This is a genomic window from Halorubrum sp. CBA1125 (assembly GCF_009742825.1).
GTDB lineage: Archaea > Halobacteriota > Halobacteria > Halobacteriales > Haloferacaceae > Halorubrum.
In genome coordinates this window covers 1-20,327 of the sequence record NZ_WPCE01000031.1, presented here as the reverse complement: position 1 = coordinate 20,327, position 20,327 = coordinate 1, and the positions used below count along the sequence as shown (strand labels likewise).

17 protein-coding genes and 3 pseudogenes are annotated in these 20,327 nt (G+C 70.1%); 16 read left to right on the top strand and 4 right to left on the bottom strand.

What is annotated here, in order from left to right; translation table 11 throughout:
* The first annotated feature begins 79 nt into the window (after positions 1-79).
* The 4 genes and pseudogenes from gatD (at position 80) to GJ633_RS05175 (ending at position 4,288) form a co-directional block, all read left to right on the top strand.
* Positions 80-1,399 carry a Glu-tRNA(Gln) amidotransferase subunit GatD gene (gene gatD, locus GJ633_RS05190; protein WP_156587743.1) on the top strand — a complete coding sequence of 440 codons (1,320 nt, stop codon included), beginning with the start codon at positions 80-82 and terminating at the stop codon, positions 1,397-1,399.
* Positions 1,400-1,543: 144 nt separating this feature from the next.
* A complete protein-coding gene (locus GJ633_RS05185) occupies positions 1,544-1,771 on the top strand; it encodes a hypothetical protein (RefSeq protein WP_156587741.1) in 228 nt (75 codons plus the stop codon).
* 94 nt (positions 1,772-1,865) lie between these two features.
* A pseudogene (locus tag GJ633_RS05180) lies at positions 1,866-3,163 on the top strand (DUF6498-containing protein).
* A gap of 81 nt (positions 3,164-3,244) precedes the next feature.
* Positions 3,245-4,288 carry an A24 family peptidase gene (locus tag GJ633_RS05175; RefSeq protein WP_156587739.1) on the top strand — a complete coding sequence of 348 codons (1,044 nt, stop codon included), beginning with the start codon at positions 3,245-3,247 and terminating at the stop codon, positions 4,286-4,288.
* Between the two features lie 48 nt (positions 4,289-4,336).
* Here the strand turns inward: GJ633_RS05175 and dnaG are convergent, their stop codons facing one another.
* Positions 4,337-5,875 carry a DNA primase DnaG gene (gene dnaG / locus GJ633_RS05170; protein ID WP_156587737.1) on the bottom strand — a complete coding sequence of 513 codons (1,539 nt, stop codon included), beginning with the start codon at positions 5,873-5,875 and terminating at the stop codon, positions 4,337-4,339.
* A gap of 180 nt (positions 5,876-6,055) precedes the next feature.
* Between dnaG and GJ633_RS05165 the strand changes: the two genes are divergently transcribed.
* The 9 genes and pseudogenes from GJ633_RS05165 (at position 6,056) to GJ633_RS05125 (ending at position 14,746) form a co-directional block, all read left to right on the top strand.
* Positions 6,056-6,286, top strand: coding sequence for a DUF3311 domain-containing protein (locus GJ633_RS05165; RefSeq protein ID WP_156587735.1), 231 nt, complete (start codon positions 6,056-6,058; stop codon positions 6,284-6,286).
* A 25-nt stretch (positions 6,287-6,311) separates the two neighbouring features.
* Positions 6,312-7,793: a sodium:solute symporter gene (locus tag GJ633_RS05160; protein ID WP_156587734.1), complete on the top strand. Its 1,482-nt coding sequence runs from the start codon at positions 6,312-6,314 to the stop codon at positions 7,791-7,793.
* A gap of 80 nt (positions 7,794-7,873) precedes the next feature.
* Complete coding sequence (locus tag GJ633_RS05155; protein ID WP_156587732.1) at positions 7,874-8,779, top strand: YqcI/YcgG family protein; 906 nt, start codon at positions 7,874-7,876, stop codon at positions 8,777-8,779.
* On the top strand, positions 8,772-9,341 hold the full coding sequence (locus tag GJ633_RS05150; protein ID WP_156587730.1) for a cysteine hydrolase family protein: 570 nt from the start codon (positions 8,772-8,774) through the stop codon (positions 9,339-9,341). The genes GJ633_RS05155 and GJ633_RS05150 overlap by 8 nt, the downstream gene beginning before the upstream one ends.
* A 71-nt stretch (positions 9,342-9,412) precedes the next feature.
* Positions 9,413-10,402 (top strand): lipoyl synthase, encoded by a 990-nt coding sequence (lipA, locus tag GJ633_RS05145; RefSeq protein ID WP_156587728.1) that lies wholly within the window; start codon positions 9,413-9,415, stop codon positions 10,400-10,402.
* Between the two features lie 86 nt (positions 10,403-10,488).
* Positions 10,489-11,610 carry a branched-chain amino acid ABC transporter permease gene (locus tag GJ633_RS05140; protein ID WP_156587726.1) on the top strand — a complete coding sequence of 374 codons (1,122 nt, stop codon included), beginning with the start codon at positions 10,489-10,491 and terminating at the stop codon, positions 11,608-11,610.
* 173 nt (positions 11,611-11,783) lie between these two features.
* Positions 11,784-13,021 (top strand): annotated as a pseudogene (locus GJ633_RS05135) (branched-chain amino acid ABC transporter permease).
* Positions 13,014-13,877 (top strand): ABC transporter ATP-binding protein, encoded by an 864-nt coding sequence (locus GJ633_RS05130; RefSeq protein WP_156587724.1) that lies wholly within the window; start codon positions 13,014-13,016, stop codon positions 13,875-13,877. Before GJ633_RS05135 ends, GJ633_RS05130 begins: the two are co-directional and overlap by 8 nt.
* On the top strand, positions 13,874-14,746 hold the full coding sequence (locus GJ633_RS05125) for an ABC transporter ATP-binding protein (RefSeq protein ID WP_156587722.1): 873 nt from the start codon (positions 13,874-13,876) through the stop codon (positions 14,744-14,746). The genes GJ633_RS05130 and GJ633_RS05125 overlap by 4 nt, the downstream gene beginning before the upstream one ends.
* 24 nt (positions 14,747-14,770) lie before the next feature.
* On the opposite strand, the pseudogene GJ633_RS05120 reads toward GJ633_RS05125, so the two are convergent.
* Positions 14,771-15,350 (bottom strand): annotated as a pseudogene (locus tag GJ633_RS05120) (class I SAM-dependent methyltransferase).
* 54 nt (positions 15,351-15,404) lie between these two features.
* Between GJ633_RS05120 and GJ633_RS05115 the strand changes: the two are divergent.
* Positions 15,405-16,016 carry a GNAT family N-acetyltransferase gene (locus GJ633_RS05115; protein ID WP_156587720.1) on the top strand — a complete coding sequence of 204 codons (612 nt, stop codon included), beginning with the start codon at positions 15,405-15,407 and terminating at the stop codon, positions 16,014-16,016.
* A gap of 43 nt (positions 16,017-16,059) precedes the next feature.
* Here GJ633_RS05115 and GJ633_RS05110 read toward each other — a convergent pair whose 3' ends face one another.
* Positions 16,060-17,076: an AI-2E family transporter gene (locus tag GJ633_RS05110; protein ID WP_156587718.1), complete on the bottom strand. Its 1,017-nt coding sequence runs from the start codon at positions 17,074-17,076 to the stop codon at positions 16,060-16,062.
* A gap of 126 nt (positions 17,077-17,202) precedes the next feature.
* Positions 17,203-18,600: an ATP-binding protein gene (locus tag GJ633_RS05105; RefSeq protein ID WP_156587716.1), complete on the bottom strand. Its 1,398-nt coding sequence runs from the start codon at positions 18,598-18,600 to the stop codon at positions 17,203-17,205.
* A 158-nt stretch (positions 18,601-18,758) separates the two neighbouring features.
* Between GJ633_RS05105 and idi the strand changes: the two genes are divergently transcribed.
* Both idi and GJ633_RS05095 read left to right on the top strand, forming a co-directional pair.
* Complete coding sequence (gene idi / locus GJ633_RS05100; protein ID WP_156587714.1) at positions 18,759-19,355, top strand: isopentenyl-diphosphate Delta-isomerase; 597 nt, start codon at positions 18,759-18,761, stop codon at positions 19,353-19,355.
* 78 nt (positions 19,356-19,433) lie between these two features.
* Entirely contained in the window at positions 19,434-20,189 is a 756-nt protein-coding gene (locus GJ633_RS05095; protein ID WP_156587712.1) for a DUF2064 domain-containing protein, read from the top strand.
* Positions 20,190-20,327: the final 138 nt, after the last annotated feature.

The following is a 20,327-nucleotide window of genomic DNA, read 5'->3' as shown; positions in this document are numbered from 1 at the left end:
GCTGAGTCCGACGCGGGGGGTCACGGGCCGTCGGCCGCGAACGGTTGGATTCAAGTCCGCCGCGGCGGAACCGGGTCGCATGCAACCGGGAGATCGCGTCCGCGTCGAGCGCGGGGACGTCACGAACGAGGGCGTACTGCTCCCCTCGACGACTCGCGACCACCTCGTCGTCAAGCTCGACGGCGGGTACAACGTCGGTATCGACCGCGAGGCGGCGGACGTCGAAGTGCTCGAATCCGGCGCCCGCGAGGTCGACGCGGGCGGCGACGACGAGGAAGGAGACGCCGTCTCCGAGATCGCCTTCGACGACGACCTCCCCACGATCTCGCTCATCTCCACCGGCGGGACCATCGCCTCCACCGTCGACTACCGGACGGGCGCGGTCACCGCGCAGTTCGACGCCGAGGACGTCCTCCGGGCCGTTCCCGAACTCGCCGGGCGGGCGAACTACCGCGGGCGCGTCGTCGCCAACATCCTCTCGGAGAACATGAACCCCGATATCTGGCAGGAGCTGGCCGCGGCCGTGCGCGAGGAGGTCGTCGCCGGCGCCGACGGGGTCGTCGTGATGCACGGCACGGACACGATGCAGTACTCGGCGTCCGCGCTCTCGTTCATGCTCGACGCGCCCGTCCCGATCGTGTTCACCGGGAGCCAGCGCTCCGCGGACCGCCCCTCCTCGGACAACGTGATGAACGCGGTCTGCGCCGTCGAGGCCGCGAAGGCCGACCACGCCGAGACGCTGGTCTGCATGCACGCGACCCCCTCCGACGACGCCTGCGCGCTCCACCGCGGGACCCGCGTCCGCAAGAACCACACCTCGCGGCGCGACGCCTTCGAGACGGTCGGCGCCGAGCCGCTCGGGGTGATCGACTACGAGACCGCCGTCGAGGCGGGAGCCGAGGGCGACGCGGCCGAGGGGGCGATCACGTGGAACCGCGAGCCCGTGGCGCACCCCGACGGCGAGGGGGCCGACGGAGACCGCGACACCGACGCCGTCGACCTCGCGGGCGACCTCGATCCCGACGTCGAACTCGTGAAGTTCACCCCCGGCATGGACCCGGCGGCGTGGGACTACCTCGACGGAAAGGCGGGCGTCGTGATCGAGGGGACCGGCCTCGGGCACGTTCACACCGACCTCATTCCCCGGATCGAGTCGCTCGTCGACGACGGCGCGACCGTCGCCATGACGAGCCAGTGCCTGGAGGGACGGGTCTGCGACCGCGTGTACGACACCGGTCGGGACCTCCTCGACGCCGGCGTCGTCGAGGCGGGCGACACCCTCCCCGGCACCGCGAAGGTGAAGCTGATGTGGGCGCTCGCAAACGTCAGCGACCCGGCCGACGCGATGCGCCGTGACCTCGCGGGGGAACTGACCGCGGAGTCGCAGCCCTGGCGGTGACGTGACCGGGACGAGCGGCGCCGCGAGTGTGCCGCCGCACCCGCATCGCTCACTCACACCGTTGCACTCACACCGTCGCACTCGCACCGCCGCGAACCGTCACGAACCGCCACGCTCTTTCCCCGTCGACCCGGTTGAGCGCCCATGGACCCGGTGTTCCTCCAGTTCGAGACGCTCCGGTCGGTGCTCTACTACGGGGTCGTCTACGGGATCGTGCTCGCGGTGGCCGCCTGGATCTACCGGGACGCGAAGGCGCGCGGGAGCGACCGGGCGCTGGCGTGGTTCCTCGCGACGCTCGTGTTCACGATCGTTCCCGTGCTCGTGTACCTGTACCTGAACCGCGACGCTGGCCCGGGACGCCGCGAGACGTGATCCGTCTCGGGTGACCTGCCCCCCTGTCCCGTCGGGCGTTCGCCGGCGCGCACAACCCCGATTTTTACCTGTGCGCGGTTGGTAATCCGGACGAATGCCCTCCGTCGGATCCGAATCGCTCCTGCCGGCCCTCACCCGCGGTCGGCGCCTCCGGGCGCTCTCGGTCGCGGTCTCCAACCTGCTCCCGATCGTCGGGGTCGTCGCCCTCGGCTGGAACGCGGCAGCGCTGATCACCCTCTACTGGTTCGAGCTCGGGGTCGCCTCGGTCTGGGCCGTGGTGCGGGCGCTGTTCGCCGGACGCCCCTCGGAGATCGACCCGACCGCGCTGATCATCGGGCCGCTCGCGGAGCGGCGCGTCGGGGTGAGCGTCCCGCTCACCGGCGTGGAAGTCCGGCTCTCGTCGCTGCTCGTGCTGGCGTTCGTCGTGCCGATACTCGGCGTGGTCTGGATCTTCGTGGGGGCGCTCACGGTCGGGATCGCCGGCGGTGACGCGCTCGGGTCCGACGCCCTGGCGTCGGTGACGCTCGCGACCGTCGGGATCTTCGTCGGCGAGGGCGCCTCGACGCTCGTCGACTACTTCTACGGTGGCGGGTACCGCGAGCACAGCGCGCAGACGGCGGTTCAGGGCGTGTTCGCCCGCGGCGCCGCGATATTCCTCGCCGCGCTGTTCACGGTGATGCTCGTGGCCGCCGCGACGGTGGGAACCGACGCCGAGCTGGGCGCGGTCGATCCCGACGCGATCGGGCTCCCGCTGTTGCTCGGCATCCTCGGGCTCAAGCTCGCGTTCGACCTCGCGGGGCTCTACTTCGACCGGCTCGTCGCGTTCGACGAGTCGTCCGCACTCGACCTCGGCCTCTCGTACGACCCGCCGGACCCCGATCCGATCGACGACCCGCTCTCTGACCCGCGGCGCGTGGTCCGCCCGACACGCCGCGGCCGACTGGCTGGCGTGCCGGCGACGATCGGCCGTCACCCCGGCCTGTGGTACCTCGCCGCGGTCCCGTTCGTCGGCGCGCTCCTCTTCGCGCTCGGAGACGCGTGGACGACCGTCGGCCTCCTCGTCGTGGCGGGCGTCGCGACGCCCGCGGGACTCGCCGCGATCGACGTGTGGCTCCGGTACGGAGCCGTCGAGTACCGCGTCGGCGACGGCGGGCTCGTCGCGTACGACCGACTGTTTTCGACCCCGCTCTGGCGCGTCGAACCGTGGGACGAGACCGACCTCCGCGTCGAGCGCGACCGCCTCGACGAGCGGCTCGGGACGCTGCGGTGATCGTCGAACTCCGCGACCGCGAGCGTCGGATCCCGCGGCTCGCCGACCCCGAACCGGTGCTCGACGTCTTCGATCGGCGCGCGGACCGGCCGGCCGGGAGTGGTCGGCCTCCCGACGGGTAACCGGCGCGATCCGACGCGGCGGCTATCGATATCGATAGCCGAACCCGAACGCCTAATTGGACCGCCGCCGCCGGTGGGGACATGTTCGCGACGCTGCCGGACGTCCTCAGGCTGCTCGCCGTCCCCGTCTTCGCGTGGGCGGCGCTGCGGGACGTCCGGACCCGACGCCTCCCGAACCGACTGTGGCCGCCGCTGTACCTGTTCGGCGGCCTGCTCCTGTGCTGGGAGGCGGCGTTGGTGTGGCCGTTCGCGGGGGTCGACGGGCGGCTGTTCCTCCTGCGGGCCGGGATCAGCCTGCTCGTCGTCGCGCCGCTCGGCTACGCGTTCTGGTACTTCGGCGCGTTCGGCGGGGCGGACGCGAAGGCGCTGATCGCGCTGGCGGTGCTTTTCCCCACGTTCCCCGCCTACGACGTGGCCGGGCTCGCGCTCCCGCTCGTCGACACCCAGCTCGGCGTGTTCTCGCTGACGATCCTCACGAACACGGTGCTCCTCGGGCTCGCGTACCCGGTCGGGCTCGCCGTGCTCAACCTTCGCCGCGGCGAGATCTCGCCGATCGCTTTCCTCGCGCGGCCGGTGGCGACGGACTCGCTGCCCGATCGCCACGGGCGGCTGTTCGAGGACGACGAGGGGACGACCCGGTCGGGGCTCGACCTGGACGCCCTCCGGATGTACCTGCGCTGGCGCGGGATCAGCCTCGCGGACCTGCGGAGCGCTCCCGACCGGTTCCGTGACCCGAAGCGCGTCGGCGAAACCCGCGCCCCGACGGACGGTCGGATCGATCTCGACGCGGGGGCGGATGTCGAGACGGACGGCGGATCGGTCCGGGGGAACCTCTCCGCCGACGGCGGCGACAGAGACGGGGGCGGCGGCGGTGACACGGACAACGGCGACGGCGCGGCCGACGACCCGTGGGCCGCGGCGCGGTTCCTCTCGGAGATCGACGGGAGCGCCTACGGCACCGACGCCGAGACCCTGCGGGGCGGCCTCGAGGTGGTCGCCCGCGAGGACCGAGTACTCGTCTCGCCCGGGATGCCGTTCGTGGTCCCGATGGCGGTCGGGCTGGTCGTCTCGCTCACCTACGGGGACGTCCTGTTCGCGCTGCTGGGCGCTCTCGGAGTGGTCTGAGAGGCGGACCGACGGGAGACAACGAGAGGCGGCGACTCCGCCGCGGCCTCAGCTGCCGGCGCGGAGGTCGCCCACCGTGAGCACGCGCGTTCCGATCGGCCGTTTCACGAACTCGCCGACCTCGCGACCGAGCAGCTCGGAGACGCCACGCTGGGCGGCGACGTCGAGGAGCCGTTGGTCGATCCGACCGTCGACGACCACCGTCTCCGGCGCGGTCTCCGCGTCCTCGACCGCGTCGAACGCCGACGCGGCGTCGACTTCGGTGAGCACGCCGAGGTCGTCGCCGAGCAGCCGGGCGCGACCGCTCTCGGCGTCGACCACCTCTTGGACGTGCTCCTCGATCGACCGCGGTTCGGCGTCTTCGAGAGCGGTGTCGGAGGCGTCGCCGCCGGGACCGGCAGCGTCGCTTTGCTCGGCCGTGTCGTCGTCTTCATCGGTGCCTTCGTCGGTGTCGCGCTCGTCGGTTGCGTCGTGGTCTTTGGCAGCGCCGCGTTCGTCGGCATCGTCGTCTTCGACGGTGTCTTCGCCGCCATCGTCGCCTTCGACGACGGCCGAGTCGTCCGCGGACGCGGCCGGGTCTTCCGCCGACTCGCTGCGCGTCTTTGGCGGCGCCGTCGCCGATCCGACGCCGTCCGCGGCGATGGCGTCGTCTTCGTCGGCGGTGGTGTCCTCGTCGCCGGCGGCGATCGAGCCGTCCTCCGTCTCCGAATCGGAGTCCGGCGGTTCGACGGCGTCGGTGACGTCCGATTCGCGTTCGTCCGCCGCCTCGCGGAGGTTCGGCTCGTCGGCGAGGCTGGCGTACGGGACCTTCCCGCGGAGCGCCTCGAAGACGGCGCTCCGGTCGAGGTCCTCGACGGACTCGCCGGGGGGCGCGAACGCGACGTAGTCGACGTCGCCGACCTGCGCGAGCTCGCGTAAGATCAGCTCGCCGCCGCGGTCGCCGTCGAGGAAGGCGGTCACGGTCCGGGACTCGGTGAGGTCGGCGACCGCGTCGGGCACGTTCGTTCCCTCGACCGCCACCGCGTTCTTGATCCCGCAGTCGAGCAGCGTCGAGACGTCCGCGCGCCCCTCGACGATAATCACGGCGTCGGAGTCGCCGACGCGCGGTCCGGCGGGCAGCCCCTCGTAGTCGGCGATCCCCTCGACGCGGGCGGCGTCGCGGACCTCCGCTAACACGTCGTCGCTCGCGAGGCTCGTCTCCTCGAAGCCGCCGGCGAGCAGCTCCTTGGCCCGCTCGACGACCTCGCGGCGCTTCGCCGCCCGCACGTCTTCGATGCTCGTCACCTCCAGCGAGGCCTGACAGGGACCGATGCGATCGATCGTCTCCAGGGCGGCCGCGAGGATCGCGGTCTCGACCTTGTCGAGGCGCGAGGCGACGGTGACCTCGCCGAAGGACTGGCCGTTCTCGGACTCGACGGTGACGTCGATCCGCCCGACCCGGGACGACTCCTGGAGGTCCCGGAGGTCGAGCTCGTCGCCGAGGAGCCCCTCCGTCTGGCCGAACACCGCCCCCACGACGTCGCTCCGCTCGACGACGCCGTCGGCCGCGATGGAGGCGTGAATCAGGTATTTTTCGGTTTCGTTCATGGATGGTGAATGGTGATGATCGGGCGGCAGAGGCCGCCCGTGTGGTCTTGTCGACGTCGGGGAAAATAGCTATCGCACGCGTACCCGCGACACGCTATTCGAAGAGAATTTTTCTACAACAACCCCTTCTGAATCGACAGAGCAAGATTTATCTCGAACGAACCGGAAACGACAATCACGATGCGATCGTGGAGAGATCTGCTGTGGATACCGACGTTCACGGTGTTAGTCGTGTTGGCGGTTCCGTGGCCGCTGTGGGGCGTCGATCGGGTCCTCGCCGGATTTCCGGTGTGGATCTGGTGGCACGTGGCGTGGCTCGGCCTGTGTGCGGCCCTGTTCGCGCGGTTCGTCCAGAGCGGCGCGTGGGAGCGCGTGATGGGCCTCGATCCGGACGCGCGGGGTGACCTGTGACGGGTGCCACCGGAGGTGACCGGCGATGACGGTCGGCCTGTCGCTCGGGATCGTCGTCGGGTACCTGCTGTTCGCGCTCGCGGTCGGGCTCGTGGCCTACCGCGTCTCCGAGAGCACCGCGGAGGACTACTACCTCGCGAGCCGGTCGATCGGGACCGTCGTGCTGCTTTTCACCACCTTCGCCACGCTGCTTTCGGCGTTCACCTTCTTCGGCGGGCCGAACCTCGCGTTCGCCGCCGGACCGGAGTGGCTGATCGTGATGGGGACGCTCGACGGCGTGCTCTTCGCCGTGCTGTGGTACGGAATCGGCTACAAGCAGTGGCTGATCGGCGAGCGTCACGGGTACGTGACCCTCGGCGAGATGCTGGGCGACCGGTTCGGATCGGTCGGCCTCCGCGCGCTCGTCGCGGGCGTGAGCCTGCTGTGGCTGTTCCCGTACGTGATGCTCCAGCAGATGGGCGCGGGCGAGGCGCTCGTCGGTCTCACCGGGGGGACCGTCCCCTACTGGGGCGGCGCGGCGCTCGTCACCGTCTTCATGATCCTCTACGTCGTCCTCGCCGGGATGCGCGGGGTCGCATGGACCGACACGGTCCAGGGGCTGTTCATGCTCTCCGTCGTCTGGATCGCCGCGATCTGGGTCGTGTCGGCCGTCGGCGGAATCGGCGCGGCGACCGGCGCCATGGTGGAGGCCCGCCCCGAGTTCGGGAGCTTCGGCGGCGGCGTCTACACGCCCGGGTTCATCATCTCCACCGCGATCACCATCGCCTTCGGCGTGACGATGTTCCCGCAGATCAACCAGCGGTTCTTCGTCGCGGAGTCCGACGTGGTGTTGAAGCGGTCGTTCGCGCTGTGGCCGGTGCTCGTCCTCCTGTTGTTCCTGCCCGCGTTCATGCTCGGCGCGTGGGCCGTCGGGATGCCGGTCGAGGTGCCCGAGGGCGCGAACGTCCTCCCGGTCGTGCTGGCCGAGTACACCCCGACCTGGTTCGCGGCGCTCGTGGTCGCCGGCGCGATGGCCGCGATGATGTCCTCGTCCGACTCCATGCTGCTCTCGGGGTCGTCGTACTTCACCCGAGACGTGTACCGGCCGCTCGTCGGCACCGCCTCGGAGCGGCGCGAGGCGTGGGTCGCGCGGGTCGGCGTCGCCGTCTTCGCGACGCTCGCGTTCGTCGCGAGCCTGTTCCGCCCGGGAACGCTGATCGAGGTGGGCGACACGGCCTTCTCCGGGTTCGCGCTGCTCGCGCTCCCCGTGATCTGCGCGCTCTACTGGGACCGGACGACCCGCACCGGGATGGTCGTCGGGGTCGCCGTCCCGCAGGCGGTGTACCTCCTCGTGGTGCTCTCGTCGGTCATCCCGTTCGTGCCGACGCTCCCCGCCACCCTCGCCGGCGGCTGGGACGTCGCGCTCGGACTGATGGTGCTGTCTGCGGTCCTCACCGTCGGCGTCTCACTCGTCACCACGCCGACCGCCGACGGCGACGCCTCGCGGTTCGCGGTCGCCGGCGACTGAGCCGGCTCTCCCGTCGCTTCCGCTTCTCGAGGGGTCGGATTCGACGAAAAGCAAATGCACCTGCGCGAACGATCGGTTCCATGAACGAGCCCGGCACCGAGGGCGTGCTGTTGGATCAGGAGACGCTCCACGATCGGCTCGACGACGTACCCGCGTGGCTCAGAGAGCACTACCGCACCTTCCGCGAGTCGATTCTCGGCGAGCGCGACGGCTCCCCGTTCCCCTGTTACTTCGGTATCCAGGCCGAGCGAGAGGGGGAACTGCTGTACGCCGCCTGCGAGTCGACGACCGACCCCGCCGCGTTGCTCCGGTTGCGTGACTTACTGGTGGAGTACCTCGACGCGTATCCGGACCACGCAGAGCGCGCCCCGCTCGCGGTCTTCTTCCGCCCGCCCGACGGCGATCCCGGCGAGGCGCACTACCACGAGCGGCTCTGGCACGTGTTAGCGTTCCTCCATGTTCACGACCCTGAGCCGTGGCCTGACGAGATTCCGATCGATCCGGACACGCCCCGTTGGGAGTTCTGCTTCGGAGGCGAACCGCTGTTTCCGACCTCCAGGGCACCCTTCTACGACGAGCGGAAGAGCCGCTACTCGGCGGTCAGCTTGGAGATCACCTTCCAGCCACGGGCGGTCTTCAAGGGAGTTACCGCGGACACCGAGACCGGTCAGCAGGCCCGCGAGACGATCCGCGACCGCATGGCGGCGTACGACGGTGTCTGTCCCCACGCCGATCTCGGCGACTGGGGCGCCGAGGGCGACCGCGAGTGGCGACAGTACCTGTTTCGCGAGGACGACGCCGAGAGCCCGGACGCGTGTCCCCTCCGACCGACCCGCGAGCACCCGAAGGTCTCCGAGGCGTGGCTCGAACCGGGGGCATGGCGGCGGTTCGCGGACGGCGGAGCGTCGCCCGCAGACGGTGGCGGCGACCGCGATACCGCCGAAGGAGACGCGCCGGTCGTCACGTCCGGACTCGGCGATGACTGACGGCGGCTCCCCGATTCCCCACGACGCCGTCCTCCTCCTCGTCGACTTCCAGACCGGCTTCGACGAGCCGGGATGGGGCGAGCGCAACAATCCCGAGGCGGAATCGGTCGCGGCCGACCTGCTCGCGGCGTGGCGCGGGAACGGTCGACCCGTCGCGCACGTCCGACACGCGTCGACCGAGCCGGACTCGCCGCTGCGGCCGGACCGTCCGGGGTTCGCCTGGAAGTCGGAGACGGCCCCCGTCGAGGGCGAGCCGACCTTCGAGAAGTCTGTCAACGGCGCGTTTCTGGACTCGGGCCTGGACGACTGGCTCCGCGAGGAGGGCTACGAGACCCTCGTCGTCTGCGGGCTCACCACGGACCACTGCGTTTCGACGACGGTTCGGGCGGCGGAAAACCGCGGGTACGACGCCTACGTCGTCGCCGACGCGACCGCGACTCACGCGCGCGAAGCGCACGACTGCGCGACGATCGGCCCCGAGATGTCCCACCGAGTCGCGCTCGCACATCTGCGCGGCGAGTTCGCGACGGTCGTCGAGAGCGGGGCGCTGCTGGGAGACTGACCCGCTCGTATCGACCCGCGTCGAAGGCGGTCGACCCGCACGCTTTTGCGCCCGGGCGCCAAGGACCGCCCATGCAACGCGGCCGCCGGAAGCCGGACTGGCTGAAGTCTCGCCCCCCGTCGGGGAGCCGGTTCACGGAGATCAAGGCGAGCCTCCGCGACCGCGACCTCAACACGGTCTGTGAGGAGGCGAACTGCCCGAACCTGGGCGAGTGCTGGTCGGGGGGCGCGAACACGCCCCAAAACGGCGAGGCGGCGGACGCCGCCGATGGCGGCCGCGACGGCCCCGGGACCGCGACGTTCATGCTCATGGGCGACCGCTGTTCGCGCGGCTGCAACTTCTGTGACGTCGAGACCGGCGGGATGGGGCCGCTCGACCCCGACGAGCCCGCGAACGTCGCCGAGGCGGTCTCGGAAATCGGACTCGACTACGTCGTGTTGACGTCCGTCGACCGCGACGACCTCGCGGACGGCGGCTCGGCGCACTTCGCCGAGACGATCCGCGAGATCAAGCGCCGCGATCCCGAGATCCTGGTCGAGACGCTCATCCCCGACTTCGGGGGGGAACCCGACGCGATCGACCGGATCGTCGACGCCGACCCGGACGTGATCGCCCACAACGTCGAGACGGTCGAGCGGCTCCAGTGGCCGGTCCGCGACCGCCGCGCCGGCTACGAGCAGTCGCTCGCCGTGCTCGACCGGGTCGACCGCGAGTCCGACGTCCACACGAAGACGAGCCTGATGCTCGGCGTCGGCGAGTACGGTCACGAGGTGTATCGGACCCTCGGCGACCTCCGCGAGGTCGGCGTCGACGTCGTCACCTTCGGACAGTACCTCCGGCCCTCCCGCTCGCATCTCGACGTCTTCGAGTACGTCCACCCGGACGTCTTCGAGACGTGGCGCGCGGTCGCCGAGGAGGAGTTCGGGTTCCTCTACTGTGCCTCCGGCCCGATGGTCCGATCCTCGTACAAGGCCGGCGAGCTGTTCGTCGAGGCGCTGCTCCGCGAGGGGCGGTCGCCGGAGGACGCCAGGCAACGCGCGCGGGCCGCCGGCGGCGACTGAGACGGCCGAGAAGCGGGTGTCCGCGTTTGTGAAACAGCGAGTTATTTATCTCTCCATGTCTCAGTCTGCGGCAGTGAGACGCACACATGGAAACGACTGACTCGTCCGTTCTCGACACGGCGCGGGCCAAGCCGGGGCTGCTCTTCGTCGTCGCCCTCGGCGGCCTGCTGCTCGTCGACCTTCTCGCGATGCTCGCCGGGGTGTCGCTCGGGCCGATCGGCGGAAGCCTCTCTCTCGGTCGGCTCCGGTCGAACCTCTGGAGCGGGATCGTGATCGGCCTCGTGATCGGGCTCGCGGGGATCGGCCTCTCGATGACGTACAGCATACTCTCGTTCGCGAACTTCTCGCACGGGGACCTCGTCAGCACCGGCGCGTTCACCGGCTGGGGCGTCGCCTTCCTGATCGCGGGCTTCGGCGACGTGCCGGTCCGGGCGCTTCTCACCGTCCGCGACGCCGGGAACGCGTCGCCCGCGGACATCGGCGCACACATCCTCACGACGCCGGGCGCCATCCTCGTCGGCCTGATCGCGTCGTTCGCGTTCACCGCGCTGATCGCTATCGCTCTCGACCGCGCGTTCTACAAGCCGATGCGCGACCGCGACGGGATCGCGCTCCTGATCGCCTCGATCGGCGCGGCGCTCGTCGTCCGGTACCTCATCCAGTTCGTCTACGGCGCCGACCGTCGAGGGGTCACCGCCACCGTCGAGGCGTCGAACCTCGCGTTCGACCCGCTCGGGATCGCCGTCAACGCCCACGAGCTCACGATCGTCGTCTCGGCGGTCGCGCTGATGCTCGCGATGCACTTCGTGCTCCAGCACACGAAGCTCGGGACCGCGATGCGGGCGATGGCGGACAACAAGGACCTGGCGCTGATCACCGGGATCCCGACCGAGCGCGTCGTCACCGCGACGTGGATCCTCGGCGGCGGTCTCGCCGGCGCGTCGGGGTACCTCTACGTGCTGTTGCGGGGCACCATCCAGTTCGACTTCGGCTGGCTGCTCCTCCTTTTGATCTTCGCCGCCGTCATCCTCGGCGGGATCGGGTCGGTGTACGGCGCGATCGCCGGGGGGCTCGTCATCGGGATCGTGTTCACGACGTCGACGATCTGGATCTCCTCGGACTTCAACCAGGCCGCGGCGTTCGCCGTGATGATCCTCATGCTGTTGCTCCGCCCCGAGGGGCTCTTCGGAGGTGTTACGACCGCATGAGCGACGCCGGAACGCCGGACGACCGCTCGCCGGGTGACGCCGACGCTCCAGATGAGGGCGCTCCGAGCGACGGCGACGTATCGGCCGACGGCTCGCCGGACGAGGAACTACAGGAGGACGCCGCGCCCGCCAGCGCGCTCGGCGCGGTCGCCGACGCCGCGCGCCGGAGCGACATCGGGCTCGTCCTCGGGACGCTGCTTTTGATATACGCCGCCGCGACGCTTCTGACGTTCACCGACGGGCTCAACAGCGTGGTCGGGCTGTTGGAGACCCTGACGTTCTTCGGGCTCGTGTACGCGCTCTCGGCGCTGGCGTTGAACCTCCAGTGGGGGTACACCGGACTGTTCAACATCGGCGTCGCGGGCTTCATGGCCGTCGGCGTCTACACGATGGGGATGGTCGTCCGGTCGCCGGACCCCGCGTTCGGCCCGCCCGGGTTCGGGCTGCCGCTCCCGATCGGAATCGTCGCCGGGATGGCGATGGCGGCGCTCGTCGGCGCGGTCGCCGCGCTGCCGGCGCTGCGGCTCAAGGCGGACTACCTCGCGATCGTCACCCTCGGGCTCTCGGAGATCATCCGGTTGACGCTCCAGTCGGCCGCGTTCGACGCCTTCCTGCGAGAGACGATCGGCGCCGGAACCGGCGGCGGCCGCGGGATGGGGATGCCGCGAAACCCTATCCGCGAGCTGTTCCTCGTCGACGGGCAGGCGGGGACGCGACCGCGTTCGGCGAGTTCGTCTTCGGCGTGTTCGGCGACGGGGGGCTCGGGATCGCCCACACGATCCTGATCGACTGGGGATACGTCGGCGTGCTGGCCGTCTTCCTCGTCGGCTTCTACGTCCTGCTCGAACGCCTCGGGCGCTCGCCGTTCGGCCGAGCGCTGAAGGCGATCCGCGAGGACCAGCTCGTCGCGAGCTCGCTCGGGAAGAACGTGAACCTGATCAAGATCAAGGTGTTCGTCATCGGCTGCGCGCTGATGGGGCTCGCCGGCATCCTCTGGTTCGGCAGCCAGGGTAACGTCTCGCCGACCCCGCAGTTCATGCCGCTGCTGACGTTCTACGTCTTCATCGCGGTCATCATCGGCGGGTCGGGCTCGAACACCGGCTCCGTGATGGGCGGGATCGTCTTCGCGGCGGTGCTGTTCGAGGGTCCGCGGCGCGTCGGTGGGACGGTCCGCGGGCTCATCGAGGCCGAGACGCCGCCGTCGTTCGCCGCCGCGGTCGCCTCGCTCGACCCGATCTCGTTCCTCGCGTACGCGACCGAGAACATCGCGCCGCTGCAGTTCGTCTTCCTCGGGCTGGTGTTGGTGTTCATCATCCACCGCCACCCCGAGGGGATCCTCGGGAACCGGATCGAGACGGCCGCCGCCGTCGACCTCTCCGAGCGGCCGAACGGGGGTGAGAGCGATGAGTAGCGATTCGGAGCCCGCGGGGGCGACGCGCAGCGACGAGCCGGAGGCGTACGACAGCGCCGTCGAGGAGGCGGCGAAGCGCACGCCGGCGGGCGTCCCGCTCCGCGTCGAGGGGCTCGTCAAGGAGTTCGGCGGCGTCACCGCCGTCGACGGCGCCTCATTCGAGGTGGAGAAGGGATCGCTCACCGGCCTCATCGGCCCGAACGGGGCCGGGAAGTCGACGACATTCAACTGCATCACCGGCGTCCACGAGCCGACGGCCGGGAAGGTCTATTTCAAGAACGAGGACATCACCGGCCGAAAACCCCACGAGATAGCGCGGAAGGGATTGGTCCGGACGTTCCAGATCACGCGCGAACTCAAGGAGATGACCGTCCTCGAGAACCTGATGCTCGCGCCGAAGGGCCAGATCGGCGAGTCGGCGATCCGGTCGGTCACGCCCGGGCTCCGGAGCGCGGTCGTCGAACAGGAGGAGGAGCTCCGCGAGCAGGTCTGGGACACCCTCGAACTCTTCGAGATCGACCACCTCGCGACCGAACACGCCGGCAACCTCTCCGGAGGTCAGCGGAAGCTGCTGGAGATGGCCCGCGCGCTCATGACCGACCCGGAGATGGTGCTCCTCGACGAGCCGCTCGCGGGCGTCAATCCGACGCTCGAAGAGAAGCTCCTCGATCGGATCCACCAGCTGCGCGAGGAGGGGTACACGTTCCTCCTCGTCGAACACGACATGGACGTCATCATGGAGAACTGCGAACGCGTCATCGTCATGCACCAGGGCAGCGTCCTCGCCGAGGGCACCGGCGACGAGATACGGAACGACGAACGGGTCATCGAGGCCTACCTGGGGGAGGACCTATGAGCGAAGACGGAGCGTCGACCGCGGACGAGACGGAGGGAATCGCCGCGATCGACGAGGCGGAGGCGACTCCGACGACTGAAGGCGACGCGGAGGTGACCGCGAGGTCCGACAACGCGGCAGCGACCGAATCCGTCGCGGCCGGCACCACGCACACCATCGAGGGCGACGCGATCCTCAGGCTCCGCGACCTCGACGCCGGCTACGGCGACCTCCAGATCCTCTCCGGCGTCGACTTGGACGTCGCCGACGGCGAGTACGTCACCGTCGTGGGTCCCAACGGAGCGGGGAAGTCGACGGTGATGAAGACCGTCTTCGGGCTCACGACCCACATGGGCGGCACCGTCGAGTTCGAGGGCGAGCAGATCCAGGGGCTCCCGCCCGAGCAGATCATCCGCGAGGGGATCGGCTTCGTCCCGCAGACGAACAACATCTTCCCCGGCCTGAGCGTGCGCGAGAACCTCGAGATGGGCGCGTACATCCTCGACAGCGTCCCGGAAGACCAGGTCGAGGCGATCTACGACCGCTTCCCGATACTCAGAAAGCGGAGCGACCAGAAGGCCGGGACGCTCTCCGGCGGCCAGCGACAGATGGTCGCGATGGGGCGGGCGCTCATGTTGGACCCCGACCTGTTGCTGCTCGACGAGCCCTCCGCGGGACTGGCGCCCGACCTCGTGGCCGACATGTTCGACCGGATCGACCGGATCAACGACTCGGGGACGGCGGTGCTGATGGTCGAGCAGAACGCCAAGGAGGCGCTCCGGCGCTGCGACCGCGGGTACGTCCTCGTCGGCGGCGAGAACCGCTACACGGACCGCGGCGAGGTCCTCCTCGGCGACGAGGAGGTGCGGAAGGACTTCCTCGGGGGATGAGGGTCGCCGGCCCCCGGAACGCGATCACGGTGGTTTGACGCCCGCGATCGTGTACTCGAACCCGCGGTCGACGACGGCCGCTTCGAACCCAGCGTCCTCGACGGCGGCGGCGAGGTCGTCCGGCGGTCGGAACCGAGAGGCCATGCCGATGACGTGCTCGCCGGCGACGAGCAACCGTCCGAGGGGGTGGTCGGGATCGAACTCTCGGATCACGAGCGCCCCGCCCGGCGCGATCACGCGAGCGGCCTCCGCGAGCGCCGCGTCGGGGTCCGGGAGGTGGTGAAACGCGTCGACGATCGTGACGGCGTCGACCGCCCCGTCGCGCACCGGGAGTCGCCCCGCGTCCCCGGCGACGGCGGCGAGTCCCCGGCGCTCTCGGGCGCGCGCGAGCATGCCCACGGAGATGTCGACCACGATCCGCTCCGGGCCGCGCAGGGCGGCCGCGGCGCGGCCGGAGCCGCCGCCGACGTCGAGGAGCCGGTCTATCGGGCGGCTCGGCCTGGTCGAGACCGTCCGCCAGCGCCCGCCCGTCTGCGGGCGGCATGAGGCGGTCGTAAAGCGGCGCGAGCCGGTCGAAGAAGCGGACGTCGCCGAACCCGTGCATAGGATCGATCAGGCGGCCGGTCGACTTATTCGCGTCGGGACACGAATCGGAGCCATGGAGTACGCGCTGCTCGGCGAGCCGGGCGGGGGGGCGACGCTCCGCCTCGACTACCGCGCGTTCGCGTACGCCGGGAAGTTCGTCGTGGGCGACACCGGCAAGGCGGTCCTGCGGACCGAAGACGGCTCGGCGGCCGTCCCAGAGTGGGAGCCCGACGAACCGCTCCCGCGGACCGTCGACCCGGACGCGTTCGAGCGCGACGTCGTCGCCGCCGTCTCCTTCTCTCCGGACCGCACCGACGCTACGTGCTGCCGGATCCGGTACGTCACCGTCCACACCGCCCGACGCGGCGAGGGGCTCGGCCCGCGGCTGATCCGGGAGACGGTGGCGCGGCACGACGAGGGGTACGACCGCGTCCGGATCGCGGTCAACAACCCGTTCGCCTACGAGGCGCTGTACAAGTGCGGGTTCGCGTACACGGGCGAGCAGACGGGGATCGCGGAGCTGGAGCTGGAGCGGCCGGCGGACGAGCCGGCGACCCCCGCGACGGGGACGGACCGGACGCGACGCTACCGCGCCGGTCTCGACGACTTCCGCGCGTCCGACCACGACCTGACGCCGGGAGAAGAGCGGTTCATCGCGGCGCGGATCGAGCGCGGACCGCCGTGAGAGGCGACGTGTGTCCGCGGCGCGTCTCCGGAGGGTCGTCTCCTCAGATCACGTCGTAGTCCTCGCGGAACGTGTCGAGCGTCGCGGCGAGCACGCCGATCACGATCGGGCCGACGAAGAGCCCGGTGAATCCGACCGAGTAGACGCCGCCGAAGACGCCGAGGAGGACGATAGCCGGGTTCAGGTGCGCCTGCTGGTCGATGACGATCGGACGGGCGTAGTTGTCGACCATGGCGATGACGAAGACGCCGTACGTCGCGAGGAGGACGCCGGCGACGACGTCGCCGATGAGAACGAGGTAGACGGCCGCCGGTCCCCAGACGAAGAAGGCGCCGATGAGGGGCAACAGCGCGAGGATGGCCATGACGAACGTCCAGAAGACGACGTTGGGAACCCCGGCGGCCCAGAGCCCGACGCCCGCGACGACGGCCTGTAGCAGCGCGACCCAGATGTGGCCGATCACGACTCCCCGGGTCATCACGTTCACCCGATCGACGAGGTCGGCGGTGACCTCCGGCGGGAGGGGGATCGTCGACCGGAGCCACCGCACGAACGCCGGCCCGTCGAGCAGCGTGTAGTACACGAGGAACACCGCGAGCGTCAGCCCGACGGACGCCCGAAACGCGCTGGAGACGATCCCACCGAGGCCGCCGAAGAGCGTGCTGACAAGTACCTGGCCTGCAGTCGTGAGCAGCTCCGCGATCGCGACCTCCTCTCCGGTGAGCTCGGCGATCTGCGCCTCGATGACCGCGATCTTGAGGTCGGTGTCACCGGTGGCGATCGCGGTGAGGTCGCGGACGAACACCAGTGAGATGTACACGAGCGGGAGGATCACGGACACGATGGACGCGAGGATGAGCGAGAGCGCCGACGTCGTGTTCGCGACCCGCCGCGAGAACGATCGGTTGAGGCGTCGCGAGAGTCGGACGTGGAACGGGTAGAGGACGAACGCGAGTATCGCCGACGCGATGACGTACTCGATGAACGGTGCGATGACGAAAAGCGTCACCAGTGCGACCACCGCGATGAGAAGCAGCAGGAACGACTGACCGCGATTCATACGACCCCCGTCGCACCGGTGGCTCATAAAGTGGCGGGCGCGGAACCCGGGTGAGAGCTCCAGCCCACGGGGAGACGAACGACCGGAGAGCGGAAAGGGCGCGAGCGTCCGAACCCGCGAGCGCCGTCAATCCTGCGCGTGATCGGCTGTGCCGTGGTCGTGACCGTGATCGTGGTCGTGGTCGTCACTGCCCCGGTCGCCGTCGGTTTCGCCGAGCACCTCGGCGCCCTCCCCGTCGATCATGTCCATATTCTTCAAGTTGTCTCGCTCCTCGAAGTCTTCGACGGCTTCCATCACGTCGGCCTGCGTGATCGTCATCCGGTCTTCGGTGAGCGCACCGAGGACCGCCTCGCGGAGGACCATCCGCAGGTCCGAGCCGGTAAGGCCCGTGGTCCGGTCGGCGATCGCCTCGGGCTCGAAGTCGGCTATCTGCATCTCGCGGGTGACGACCTCCAGGATGTCTGCACGCATGTCTCGGTCCGGCTTCGGGAAGTTGACGATCTCGTCGAACCGACGCCACGCGGCGGCGTCGAGCTGGTCCGGATGGTTCGTCGCGCCGATCAGGAGGACCTCGTCGCGGACGAGCGACACCTCGTCGATCGACTTGAGCAGCGTGTTGACGGCGCGCTTGAGCGCGGCGTGTTCGTCCGACCGCCGGGTCTTCGCGACGGAGTCGAACTCGTCGATGAAGAGGATACACGGCGAGAGCCGTTTGGCGACCTCGAACGTCTTCTCGACGTTCTTCGCCGTCTCGCCGAGGTACTGGCTCGTGATCATCGACATCTTCACTTCGACGAGCGGGATGCCGAGCTCGTGTGCGAGCGACCGCGAGACGGTCGTCTTTCCGGTGCCGGGCGGGCCGACGAAGAGCAGCTTGCCGATCTCGCGCAGCCCGATGCTCGCGAGGTACTCGCGGTGTTCGATCGCCTTCACGATCTTCTGGATCTCGTCTTCCTGGTCGCCCGTGAGCACGAGGTCGTCCAGCGTCGTCTCGATCTCCTCGGGCGCCCTGACGTTGACGAGATCGAGCATCTCGGCGTCCTCCTCCTCGTCGAAGTACTCGTCCAACAGCGCGTCGATCCAGACGCGGTCGGCCTGTACCGGACGGACGTTGTCGCGGGCCTCCTCGTGGTCGACCGGCGCGTCGAGGTCATCCGCCGCCTCCAGCGCGGCGACGAGCGTCGGGTTGCCGGCGATCCGGTCGGCGGCGGCGTTGTCGTGGTACCACTCCAGCGCCATCGACGGCTGCGTCAGCGATATCTCGCCGGAGAAGTCGGTCCGCTGGGTGAAGAGGAGGTCGGAGACCGCCTCCCAGGGCCGGTCCACGCCCGTCGCGGTCCGGGTGACGCCGTCGGTCGCCTTCAGCGGTCGCTCGACGCCGCCCGGGGCGTCGTCGGCGGCGTCGTCCGACCAGAACACCTGCCTGAACCGCGGCGGGAGGTCGTTCTCGTCGAGGTCGCGGTGCTCCGTGTAGAAGTGCGTCGTCAACACGAACTCGACGACGTCGAGCGCCGGGTCACTCATCCCCGCGTAGTAGCTCCGGCAGGCGGTTAAGAGCGTCGAACCGCTGCCGCGAACGGCGTCGGCCGGGCGCCAGGGAACCGTGCCACTCGGTGACGGGAGAGGATCGACGACGACCGACTATCGAACCCTTATTAGTCCTGGTGGTCGACCGTGCTCGCATGAGCTCCGAGGACGCGTCCGCGCCGGGCGACCCCGCCGGCGGCGGCGGAACCGAGACGGACCACGAGAACGCGGGCCAGGACGTCGTCGCCGTGGACCCCGACGACGACGAGCAAGGGACGGTGAACCGGCTCGACGCGCACACCGGCGACGGGATCCGCCATCGCGCGTTCACCTGCCTCGTCTTCGACGCGGACGGCCGGATCCTGCTGGCTCAGCGCGCGCCGTCAAAGCGGCTGTGGGACGGCCACTGGGACGGCACCGTCGCCTCCCACCCCGTCGAGGGACAGTCACAGGCGAACGCCACCGAAAAGCGGCTCGAGGAGGAACTCGGGATCACTCCCGACCAGTACGACGACCTCCGGGTGACGGACAAGTTCGAGTACAAGCGGTACTACCCGAACGAGGGCGTCGAGTGGGAGGTGTGCGCGGTGCTGAAGGTCACCCTCGACGACGCGTCGCTCGACCCCGACGAGGCCGAGATCGGCGGGATGCTGTGGGCCGACTACGAGCACCTCCACGACAACCCCGCGCTGTACCGTCAGCTCAGGCTGTGCCCCTGGTTCGAGATCGCGATGCGACGGGACTTCGACTGAGCTCGCCGCCGGCGCGCGACGGGCGCCCGGTCGGCCGCGAAACGGCGAGTTCAAGGCGATCCCGCGACTCGGTCCGGTATGACCGTCGTCGCCCTGCTTGCGGACCCGCCCCGCGAGGGGCTCGTCGCGTCCGGGCTCGCGGAGTCGACGCCGCTGTCGACCGCCGAGGCCGGCGAACTGTACGAGGCGCTGTTCCGCGACGCCGTCCTCGCGGTCGACCGCTCCGGCGGCGACCTCCTCGTCAACTACCCCGTCGACGAGGACCTCCCGGCCGACCACCGCACCGACACGAGCCCCGAGGCCGAGCTCCGCGCGCTGGTCGCTGACACCCTCGGCGACACCGGAGACGTCCGCTTCGAGCGGCAGGTGGGGTCCTCGTTCGGCGCGCGCGCCGGCAACACCGTCACGCACCTGCTGCGCGAGGAGGGCGCCGACTCCGTCGCGGTCGTCACACCCAGTGCCCCGCTGCTCTCGCGGACGATCGTGGACGCGGCCGCGATGAAGCTCCGGACGAACGGGGTCGTGCTCGGTCCGTCCACCCGCGGGCGAACCTACTACGCGGGGTTCACCGAGCCGATCGACTTCGACGGCGCGTTCGCGGACCCGAGCCTGCCGACGCTCGCGGAGCGCGGACGCGACGCGGGGCTGGACGTCGAGTTCGTCGAGACCACGCCGGCGCTGGAGACCGGAGACGACCTGCTCGACGTGGTTCCGACGCTCCGCGCGCGGTTCGCGGCCGAGCGGGTGGTCCCCGACTACACCGCCGCGTTCGTCCACGAACACGGACTCGACGTGATCGTCGAGGACGGCGACGCGCGACTGATCCGGGACTGAGCCGCAGCACCCGTCGTCTCGCAGGCTTCGGCGACGCGCCTCCCCTCCCTTTCCCCCGGTGCGGGTTTCTCGTCGTTCTCGCCGCCGTCACAGACCGTTCGGCGGTATCAGAGCTCGAACGCCAGCACGTCGCGACGC

What these genes read in the sequence shown, in the direction of transcription:
- gatD (WP_156587743.1), top strand. Translation starts at nt 80, where the DNA reads ATGCAACCGGGAGATCGCGTCCGCGTCGAGCGCGGGGACGTCACGAAC.
- GJ633_RS05185 (WP_156587741.1), top strand. Translation starts at nt 1,544, where the DNA reads ATGGACCCGGTGTTCCTCCAGTTCGAGACGCTCCGGTCGGTGCTCTAC.
- GJ633_RS05175 (WP_156587739.1), top strand. Translation starts at nt 3,245, where the DNA reads ATGTTCGCGACGCTGCCGGACGTCCTCAGGCTGCTCGCCGTCCCCGTC.
- dnaG (WP_156587737.1), bottom strand. Translation starts at nt 5,875, where the DNA reads ATGAACGAAACCGAAAAATACCTGATTCACGCCTCCATCGCGGCCGAC.
- GJ633_RS05165 (WP_156587735.1), top strand. Translation starts at nt 6,056, where the DNA reads ATGCGATCGTGGAGAGATCTGCTGTGGATACCGACGTTCACGGTGTTA.
- GJ633_RS05160 (WP_156587734.1), top strand. Translation starts at nt 6,312, where the DNA reads ATGACGGTCGGCCTGTCGCTCGGGATCGTCGTCGGGTACCTGCTGTTC.
- GJ633_RS05155 (WP_156587732.1), top strand. Translation starts at nt 7,874, where the DNA reads ATGAACGAGCCCGGCACCGAGGGCGTGCTGTTGGATCAGGAGACGCTC.
- GJ633_RS05150 (WP_156587730.1), top strand. Translation starts at nt 8,772, where the DNA reads ATGACTGACGGCGGCTCCCCGATTCCCCACGACGCCGTCCTCCTCCTC.
- lipA (WP_156587728.1), top strand. Translation starts at nt 9,413, where the DNA reads ATGCAACGCGGCCGCCGGAAGCCGGACTGGCTGAAGTCTCGCCCCCCG.
- GJ633_RS05140 (WP_156587726.1), top strand. Translation starts at nt 10,489, where the DNA reads ATGGAAACGACTGACTCGTCCGTTCTCGACACGGCGCGGGCCAAGCCG.
- GJ633_RS05130 (WP_156587724.1), top strand. Translation starts at nt 13,014, where the DNA reads ATGAGTAGCGATTCGGAGCCCGCGGGGGCGACGCGCAGCGACGAGCCG.
- GJ633_RS05125 (WP_156587722.1), top strand. Translation starts at nt 13,874, where the DNA reads ATGAGCGAAGACGGAGCGTCGACCGCGGACGAGACGGAGGGAATCGCC.
- GJ633_RS05115 (WP_156587720.1), top strand. Translation starts at nt 15,405, where the DNA reads ATGGAGTACGCGCTGCTCGGCGAGCCGGGCGGGGGGGCGACGCTCCGC.
- GJ633_RS05110 (WP_156587718.1), bottom strand. Translation starts at nt 17,076, where the DNA reads ATGAATCGCGGTCAGTCGTTCCTGCTGCTTCTCATCGCGGTGGTCGCA.
- GJ633_RS05105 (WP_156587716.1), bottom strand. Translation starts at nt 18,600, where the DNA reads ATGAGTGACCCGGCGCTCGACGTCGTCGAGTTCGTGTTGACGACGCAC.
- idi (WP_156587714.1), top strand. Translation starts at nt 18,759, where the DNA reads ATGAGCTCCGAGGACGCGTCCGCGCCGGGCGACCCCGCCGGCGGCGGC.
- GJ633_RS05095 (WP_156587712.1), top strand. Translation starts at nt 19,434, where the DNA reads ATGACCGTCGTCGCCCTGCTTGCGGACCCGCCCCGCGAGGGGCTCGTC.